Source organism: Corynebacterium sp. HMSC070E08 (assembly GCF_001808895.1).
GTDB classification, from domain to species: Bacteria; Actinomycetota; Actinomycetes; order Mycobacteriales; family Mycobacteriaceae; genus Corynebacterium; species Corynebacterium hiratae.
Genome location: NZ_KV794722.1, coordinates 24,096 through 31,037, shown reverse-complemented (window position 1 = coordinate 31,037; position 6,942 = coordinate 24,096). Strand labels below are relative to the sequence as shown.

The 6,942-nt window shown below is 52.9% G+C and carries 6 protein-coding genes; 5 read left to right on the top strand and 1 reads right to left on the bottom strand.

Features of this window, described 5'->3' with window-relative positions:
• Window positions 1-203 precede the first annotated feature (203 nt).
• The 5 genes from HMPREF2526_RS00150 to HMPREF2526_RS00130 are packed head-to-tail and all read left to right on the top strand — an operon-like array spanning window position 204 to window position 6,548.
• A complete protein-coding gene (locus HMPREF2526_RS00150; protein WP_070545086.1) occupies window positions 204-839 on the top strand; it encodes an MptD family putative ECF transporter S component in 636 nt (211 codons plus the stop codon).
• Entirely contained in the window at window positions 836-1,561 is a 726-nt protein-coding gene (locus tag HMPREF2526_RS00145; protein ID WP_070545084.1) for an energy-coupling factor transporter transmembrane component T family protein, read from the top strand. The genes HMPREF2526_RS00150 and HMPREF2526_RS00145 overlap by 4 nt, the downstream gene beginning before the upstream one ends.
• Window positions 1,558-3,027 (top strand): ABC transporter ATP-binding protein, encoded by a 1,470-nt coding sequence (locus tag HMPREF2526_RS00140; protein ID WP_070545082.1) that lies wholly within the window; start codon window positions 1,558-1,560, stop codon window positions 3,025-3,027. Before HMPREF2526_RS00145 ends, HMPREF2526_RS00140 begins: the two co-directional genes overlap by 4 nt.
• 7 nt (window positions 3,028-3,034) lie before the next feature.
• On the top strand, window positions 3,035-4,783 hold the full coding sequence (locus tag HMPREF2526_RS00135) for an ABC transporter ATP-binding protein (RefSeq protein WP_012714929.1): 1,749 nt from the start codon (window positions 3,035-3,037) through the stop codon (window positions 4,781-4,783).
• Entirely contained in the window at window positions 4,776-6,548 is a 1,773-nt protein-coding gene (locus HMPREF2526_RS00130) for an ABC transporter ATP-binding protein (protein WP_070545080.1), read from the top strand. Before HMPREF2526_RS00135 ends, HMPREF2526_RS00130 begins: the two co-directional genes overlap by 8 nt.
• Window positions 6,549-6,692: 144 nt before the next feature.
• On the opposite strand, the gene HMPREF2526_RS00125 is transcribed toward HMPREF2526_RS00130, so the two are convergent.
• Window positions 6,693-6,926 (bottom strand): hypothetical protein, encoded by a 234-nt coding sequence (locus tag HMPREF2526_RS00125; protein WP_070545078.1) that lies wholly within the window; start codon window positions 6,924-6,926, stop codon window positions 6,693-6,695.
• Window positions 6,927-6,942: the final 16 nt, after the last annotated feature.

The following is a 6,942-nucleotide window of genomic DNA, read 5'->3' as shown; positions in this document are numbered from 1 at the left end:
TCGGTTTATCCACACGAAATGTCCCTTAAGCCCGATTTTGTCGGTACTTAGTCGGTAGTCGTGGTCTGGTTTGATGTCTACTTATCTGCATTCACCCCCATTAAGGGTGAATCTTCAGATCAAAACTTGAAATGTTTTATAAACAGTATTACCTAACTTAGGTAAGCCTTACCTTTCCTGCTGTTCATAAATCGAGGTTTACTATGACCCAACAGTCCTCTACGCCCGCACGGAGTACAAGCTCATCCAGTGGGTCGACGGCACGTTTAAACACCAGAGATCTCATCAACGCTGGCATCTTTGCTGCACTTTACTTTGTAATCACCTTTATAAGCGGAATGATTGGATTCGCAGGACCACAATTCATGTTTATTGGATGGTTTATCGCGGCAATCGCAAACGGAATCGTGCTAGCGCTTTATGCCGTCCGCACGTCCAAAATGGGTGCTTTCACCCTCGTCGGTGGTATTAACGGATTAGCATTCATGCTCACCGGACACTACTTCTGGACCTTGCTGGGAAGCATAATTCTTGGGTTTATCGCAGATTTGATTATTACAAAAAGCCACCTCAGTATTGCCAAGTCCTTCCCTATTGCCTACGGCATCTTCTGTGTCTGGATTTCTTTGCCTTTTATCCCGCTAATTCTGGATACGGACTCATACTACGTCGATATCGCAGACCAAATGGGTCAAGAATACGCCGATGCTATGTCGGATATCTTCCAGCCATGGACCATTGGAGTACTGGCCATTTGTGCGCTCATCGTCGGCTTTATCGGAGGAAAGGTCGGAGTTCGCGTCAGCCGCAAACACTTTGAAAGCGCTGGTCTCCTGTGAGCCTGCAAAAACAGGGCGTGCTTCATCGATCTTCGATCGATCCACGGACCGTGCTGCTTTCTGTTCTAGTAATCAATGCGGTAGCTCTCAGCCACGGCCACCTACCGACACTGCTGATTTCTATCGCTTTCAGCTCCATCGCACTAGCTACAGTAAAGCCACACTATGGTCTTATTTGCCTGTTCGCTTTTGCATTATCCTATCTAGGGTATTGGGGCCTATTACAGCTTCCTGGCTCCACATTTTTCGCTTTTTCAGCGGCAATTTTTTCGTGGCTAAGCCGTTTTGTCATCAGCATGTCCATCGGCGCATTCGGCTTGCTCACTCTCACACCATCCACGTTGACCTCAGCACTGCGGGACCTGCGTTTACCAGGCTGGGCCACCATTCCACCGGCGGTTTTCCTGCGCGTTTTGCCGATAATCGTGGCAGAAGCCAAAGCGATCCGCGATGCCATGGTCCTTCGGGGTCTCCAGCCTGGAGTAAAAAGCTGGATCACACAGCCCACACAATCGTCCGCGATGCTGATCATCCCCCTATTAGGCGCCGTCGTCCGCGCTGGTGATGAGCTCGCTGCCTCTGCTCTTGTCCGCGGATTGGGAGGCCCCACACGCCCAACCACCACCGCCGATCTTTCCTTCAAGCTTGTCGATGCAACTGCACTAGCTGGGTTGGGCCTCATTGTTGCCTCTGTCTGGCTCCCCACGGAGGTCCACTTATGAACGAACGCAGTATCGCAACCAGTGTAAACGCCCACAACGCTTCTTTTACATATCCATTGGGCGCTCGGCCAGGCATTCAAGGTGTATCTGATGTGTCTTTTTCTGTCTCTCCAGGACAGTGTCTACTGATTACCGGTGATTCCGGATCGGGAAAGTCCACGGTACTCAAGTTGATCAACGGACTCATCCCCCATTTCAATCCAGGAGAGCTACTAGGCGCCATCACTATTATAAAGGATGACCAGGCTTTTAACCCTGCGGAAGAACCGCTGTCCCGAGCCATCGAGTTCAGCGCCTCAGTATTCCAGAATCCAAGGACACAATTTTTCACTGAAAGCGTCAATGCAGAATTGGCCTTCGGGCTAGAAAACCTTGGTGTGGATCCCACAGAAATTGAGTCGAGGATTCAATCAGCGGTCGAGCTACTAGGCATTAACGATCTTCGGGGCCGGCGATTCAAAGAATTATCCGGTGGACAGTTACAAAACGTGGCATGCGCATGCGCGCTTGTGTCCCCGGGCAGTCTCGTGCTTCTCGATGAACCCACGTCCAATCTCTCCATGGAAAGCATCGATATTCTTGCACGCGCGCTACACCGCTTGAAGGAATTAGGCACAACGATCATTATCGCTGATCACCGCCTCTTTTTCTTAAAAGATATCGCTGACCAAGTTATTTACTTGACTCAGGGAAAAATAACGCGGAGTTTCCACGCTCAGGAGTTTTATGCCTTAGACGAACCCGAACGCAAACAATTGGGGCTACGCAGCTTACACCACGTTCCCCTGCCCGCGAGCGTGCCGGTACCACCCACGCTCGAAAACGCCGATCCCCAGCGGAGCGGACTCGAGTTAAGCAACATCTGTTTTTCTTATGGCGCACATGAGGTATTAAACATTGACCACGCATTTTTCCCCAGCGGCGAAGTCACCGCCTTAATCGGGCCCAACGGCGCTGGAAAAACCACCCTCGCCAGGATCATTTGTGGTCTTGCTTCTCCCAAACGCGGCGGTAGTCTCCGTTTGAACAGCAAACGAGTAGGAGCGGCTGCCCGCAGACGTGCCGCGTACATGGTGATGCAAGATGTTGGCCGCCAATTATTCGCAGCCACCACCGAAGAAGAAGTCACGCTCGGACTGGCAAAGAAGAAGCGGGACCACATCGATGTCAATGAGATTCTCCATCGCCTCGATCTGGCAGGAATGGCCCAACGGCATCCGCAGTCTCTGTCCGGTGGGCAACGGCAACGCTTAGCCATAGCTTCAGCCCAAGCCGAGCAAGCAGCGATCTACATCTTCGATGAACCTACCTCTGGCGTGGGCTGGCGCCAACTGCAATCCATCTCTGCGCTACTTCGATCTCTTGCAGCAAGCGGAGCAGTGGTCATCGTCATCACCCATGACCACGAATTCATCCAAGAATCAGTCACCAGAATCATCGATATGACTGACATCAACAAGAATTGAGAAAGAAATGTCTGAACTAAAACAAAGTTCCACAGAATCAAGCGGAACCCACGCACCAGAATCACACGGTGCGTCACCGGAAGAAGAGGCTCGCGCAAAACTAAAAGCCGGCCAGGTCGCTCTAAAAAAACTACTGGCCCCAGTGCAAACAACCATCTACTTCGCACAGTTTCTCGCGCTTATATCCTCGGTACTCGCCGTAGCACCCTACGTCGCGTTGGTGGCACTGGGAAATGCTCTAATCGACGGCAATACTGATGACGTCGCGTCCATTGTGAAATGGCTACTTGCTGCATTTTTGGGCCAGCTATTCTTCTATTTCCTTGCCCTTGCAATCACCCACTTCGCTGATGCAAAGTTGGTGGGGATTAACCGGCGCCGAATTATTACCGCTATTGCGAAAGCACCACTCTCGTGGTTTAGCCAGACTAATTCCGGCAAAGTCCGCAAAGCCGTCGAGGACGATACGTTAACTCTGCACACCCTGACAGCCCATGCTCCTGTAGAGAAGGTCGCCGCGATCTTTACGCCCCTCGCGCTTCTGGTTTATGCCTTTATCTTGGATTGGCGCCTTGGTCTACTTTCTATTGCCACTGTGCCCATTTTCCTAGCAATCCAAGCATATTCAATGAAAGATATGGGCACAAAAACTGCGGAAATGGATAATTATCTGGGTGAGGTCTCTGCGACTGCGGTGGAGTTCTCCGAAGGTATTTCCGTCGTCAAGGCTTTCGGCACCGTTGGCAAAGCCCACGCTCGATATCGCGAAGCTGCCCAAAAATTCGCGGAATTCTATTACGAGTGGGTACGTCCGCTTCTGCGTGTTTCCGCAATCTCAGAGTCTGTGGTGGCGGTTCCTGTCCTCATCCTTATCAATCTAGGAGTGGGTTCCCTGCTGATAGCTGGTGGCTATGTCACGGTCGCTGAAGTCATCGCAACAACGTTAATTGCGCTGGTGCTCCCGGGCACGATTCAAACCGTCGGCCAAATGATGTGGTCTTACCAGCTCGCTGGCAATGCGGCGTTGCGCCTTGATGAAGTCATGACAATTTCCCATGTGAAAGAAGGCCAAAAGAGCCTCGACGCCAATAGTCAAGACATGGAGGTGGAGTTCCATAAGGTCAGCTTTAGCTACGCCCCAGACACACCAGTCCTCCAAGACTTTTCTGCGCAACTAAATGCAGGCACTGTCACGGCATTGATTGGCCCCTCCGGGTCTGGCAAATCCACAGCAGCAACGATGTTGGCGCGTTTCCAGGATCCAGATTCGGGCACAATCACTATCAACAACGTGGATATCCGTGATCTCACTTTCGACAGTTTGTACCGCACTGTGGCTTTCGTCTTACAAGATCCTCACTTACTGCGTATGAGTATTCGGGAAAACATTCGCCTTGCACGCCCAGAAGCCCGCGATGAAGAGATCTGGCAAGCCGCAGAGGCTGCGCACATAGCTGCTGATATTCGCGCTTTACCGGCTGGGCTCGACACCGTTGTTGGTGAGGACACCTCTTTATCCGGTGGACAACAGCAACGCATTTCTATTGCCCGGGCAATCATTACCAATGCCCCAATCTTGATCCTAGATGAAGCTACTGCGGCAACTGATCCTGACTGCGAAGCAGAAATTCAAGCAGCTCTAGCCACACTCGTCAGAGGCAAGACCGTCTTAGTCATCGCCCACAAGCCGGAGTCCATCCAAGGAGCAGACCAAATAATCTGCCTCAAGCCTATGAAGGATAATTCTCATGTCTAATGCCACTACGCCTGTTAGTTCGCGTCTTCGTGATCCGCTACTCACTCGCAGTGTCAAAAAGCTGCAAAGTCCTGTAGGCCATAAGCTCAATAAAAGGTATGCTTGTCTATCGCTTATCGTTGGCGTGCTTGATGGCCTCGCCGTTCTCACGCTCGTGCCACTTACAAAGGCACTCGATGGGGATACGACGATCGCACCATGGATGTGGACGCTTTTGGCAATTGCGCTCGTAGCTTTTGCGCTACGATTTTTCGCAACCATGGCCTCTTACCACACGGCCTTGGATTTCATCCGAGCCGCGCACACGACTGTGGGCGATAAATTAGCAACGCTACCGCTCGGCTGGTTCGTACCGGCTAATACCGGCGGCCTATCTCGCCTCGTTTCAGATCGCTTTATGGTGGCGGCCGAGACCATTGCGCATATTCAAGGAACGATATACCGCGATAGCGCGGCACTTGTCACCTTGTTAGTAGGAGCGTGTTTCTGGAACCCGAAGCTGGGCTTGGTCCTTCTTATCATCGCACCATTGGCGCTCGTGGTGATGCAGTTGGCTGCATGGATTCGTGAGAAAGCATCGAACCGCGCACTGGGGCCGAGTAAAGAGCTCTCCCAGCGCATCGTAGAATTTGCTAACCGTCAACCAGCCCTGCGCGCGGCAGGACAATCACAAGTTTTTGCGCCACTAGAGCAAGCGCTAGAAATCGACCATAAAGCACGAATACGCGAGCTATGGGTATCCACATTAGCTTTGCTACTCAACGGCATAGTAGTGCAGATCTTCATTGTGGCTCTCATTATGGTCTCCGCGGATCTTGCCGTTGAAGGCGCCCTATCGCCACTAGAAACAATTGCGATCATCGGAATCAGCTTGAGGTTTACCCGCACGCTTGAGCAGCTGGGTTCTTCTTTCGTCGGTTTAGATGCCGGCCGTATCGCGCTCACAGAAACTGAGCTCATCACCGATGCCCCCTCCCTACCGGAACCCACTACTCCGCGCCCAGGCGATGGTTCGGGAAGTGTAGAGCTGCGTAATGTCACGTTTGGATACGGCGATAAACCAGTATTGGTAGATATCGCTTTCCATGCTCGACCAGGCACCGTTACCGCCATTGTCGGTCCTTCTGGCTCCGGAAAGACCACAATTGCGCGCCTTATTTCGCGATTCTGGGATGTAGATTCCGGGGCGGTGATGGTTGACGGCGTAGATATCCGCGAGCTTGGAACCGAACAGTTAATGTCCAGACTGTCCATGGTTTTTCAGGATGTCTACCTCTTCGACGACTCGTTAATCGCTAATATCCGCGTTGGTCGTCCCGACGCCTCCGATGAGGAAGTCTTCCGCGCAGCTGATCTTTCAGGCGTGACTTCTATTGCCAACCGCCTAGGGTGGCATACTCCTGTTGGTGAAGGCGGGCGGCTTCTATCCGGTGGTGAACGCCAGCGTGTATCTGTAGCTCGCGCGCTTCTCAAGCAAGCGCCGATTGTACTCTTTGATGAGGCGACCTCCGCGCTCGATGCAGAAAATGAGGCAAACATTCTTGCTGCGATGGACGAGCTACGGGAGCAATCTACTTTTATTGTCATCGCCCATAAGCTGGATACAATCAAATCTGCTGATCAAATCGTAGTCTTGGATGAACACGGGCAAGTCAGCCAGCTAGGCACGCATTCTGAGCTTTCCGATGTCCCCGGTATCTACCGTCACTTCTGGCAGCAACGCAAAGCAGCACGCGGGTGGAGAATCAGTTCGGGACGCGATTAACGCGGGCACCGAGATCGGCGTTGTTTGCGGGGGCACCCTTCTCCGCCGCAGCACGGAGCACCCTAAGTGCACCGACAAAGCTCGAAGCGAAGAATGCAGTAGCGGCTACGAGCGACCACTGCGCGGCGTTGGCCATGCCTTCGCTTAAGGCCCACACCACTGCCCCAGGCGCACGGTGGTTTGCGTTGCGGAGGCTTGCCCGGAGTCATCGACGGGAATATCCCGCAGCATCGTGCCGGTCAGCTGCGCGGAGGCGAACCCTAGGCCCAAGCCGTACAGGGTCAGCGGCGCGGCGATGATCCAACCATTCGTATCCGGCCCCATAAGCAGGACGAGGATAAGGACGCCGACGGCTTCCAAGCCGGGCCCAATGAGCACGGTGCCAGGCGCCCCG

Coding starts and splice junctions, on each gene's coding strand:
- HMPREF2526_RS00135 (WP_012714929.1), top strand. CDS start 3,035: ATGTCTGAACTAAAACAAAGTTCCACAGAATCAAGCGGAACCCACGCA.
- HMPREF2526_RS00140 (WP_070545082.1), top strand. CDS start 1,558: ATGAACGAACGCAGTATCGCAACCAGTGTAAACGCCCACAACGCTTCT.
- HMPREF2526_RS00130 (WP_070545080.1), top strand. CDS start 4,776: ATGTCTAATGCCACTACGCCTGTTAGTTCGCGTCTTCGTGATCCGCTA.
- HMPREF2526_RS00150 (WP_070545086.1), top strand. CDS start 204: ATGACCCAACAGTCCTCTACGCCCGCACGGAGTACAAGCTCATCCAGT.